General features: G+C 66.1%; 1 protein-coding gene and 1 pseudogene. Both read left to right on the forward strand.

Annotated features, from left to right (window positions below; translation table 11 throughout):
* A pseudogene (locus ASC75_RS16515) lies at positions 1-375 on the forward strand (hypothetical protein); the annotation flags it as partial.
* Between the two features lie 4 nt (positions 376-379).
* The gene (ureG, locus tag ASC75_RS16520; RefSeq protein WP_055977845.1) at positions 380-1,027 is read left to right on the forward strand and encodes an urease accessory protein UreG; all 648 of its coding nucleotides are present in this window, start codon (positions 380-382) and stop codon (positions 1,025-1,027) included.
* Positions 1,028-1,152 lie beyond the last annotated feature (125 nt).

Below are 1,152 nucleotides of genomic sequence, written 5' to 3' on the forward strand. Positions count from 1 at the left end.
GAATGGACGATCACGACGGGCGGCAACCAGCTGGTCAACGACGCGACCATCGTCGACGCGTCGCTGATGACCTGCGAGCCGCTGCTCTTGCGCCCGCAATGGGGTGCGTTCGGCCGCGCGAAGCAGGCGCTGTCGGCCTGCTTCGTCAACCCGCTGGCGATCGAGCGGGGACTTGCCGCAACGCTCGACCTGAAGAAGCCGCTGCTGGCGTCTCGCGGCAACCGCGCCCTGTCGAAGAAGGACATGCTGCACAATGACGCCTGTCCCAACATTCGCGTCGATCCGCAGACCTTCGACGTCTTTGTCGACGGTGAACTGGCAACCTGCGAGCCGGCCTATGAACTGCCGCTGACCCAACGCTACATGTTGAGGTGACATCATGGATACCAGGACGTCTTCTCTTAGCCCGTCCCACTCGCGCGTCGGCGCCGCCCGTGTCGGCATCGGCGGTCCCGTTGGCTCCGGCAAGACAGCGCTGATCGAACGGCTGATCCCGGCCTTCGCGGCGCGCGGCGTGTCGCTGGCAATCGTCACCAACGATCTGGTGACGGCGGAGGATGCCGAGCGCATTCGCCGCTCGGGCCTGATCGACCCGGCGCGTGTCGCTGCCGTCGAGGCCGGCGCCTGCCCACACACGGTCATCCGCGAGGACCCCACCCTCAACATCGCCGCCGCCGATGATCTCGAGGTGCTGTTTCCCGATGTCGAGCTGATCCTGATCGAGAGCGGTGGTGACAACCTGGCCTCGACCTTCTCGCTCGACCTCGTCGATTGGTGGATGTTCGTCATCGACGTCGCCGGCGGCGACGACATTCCGCGCAAGAACGGGCCCGGCGTGCTCAAATGCGATCTTCTGGTCGTCAACAAGACCGATCTAGCCCCCTATGTCGGCGTCGATCTTGCGGCCATGGCGGCACAGGCCTTCACTGCACGAGCCGGTCGGCCGATGGCGCTCACCAATTGCCGCAGCAATGACGGCATCGACGCGATCGCCGACCGTATCGTTGCCGACGTATTGTTCAGATGACGAGCCATTGGCCCCAACCGCGTGTGACGCAACCCCTGGCGCAGCCACGCCCGGCAGGGGCGCGGAGCGGCCGCTTCGAACTCGCGCTGTCGCGGCATGGCGCGCGCACCCATATCGGGCGCCAG

This window comes from Aminobacter sp. DSM 101952, assembly GCF_001424795.1.
In the GTDB taxonomy this organism is placed as follows: domain Bacteria; phylum Pseudomonadota; class Alphaproteobacteria; order Rhizobiales; family Rhizobiaceae; genus Aminobacter; species Aminobacter aganoensis.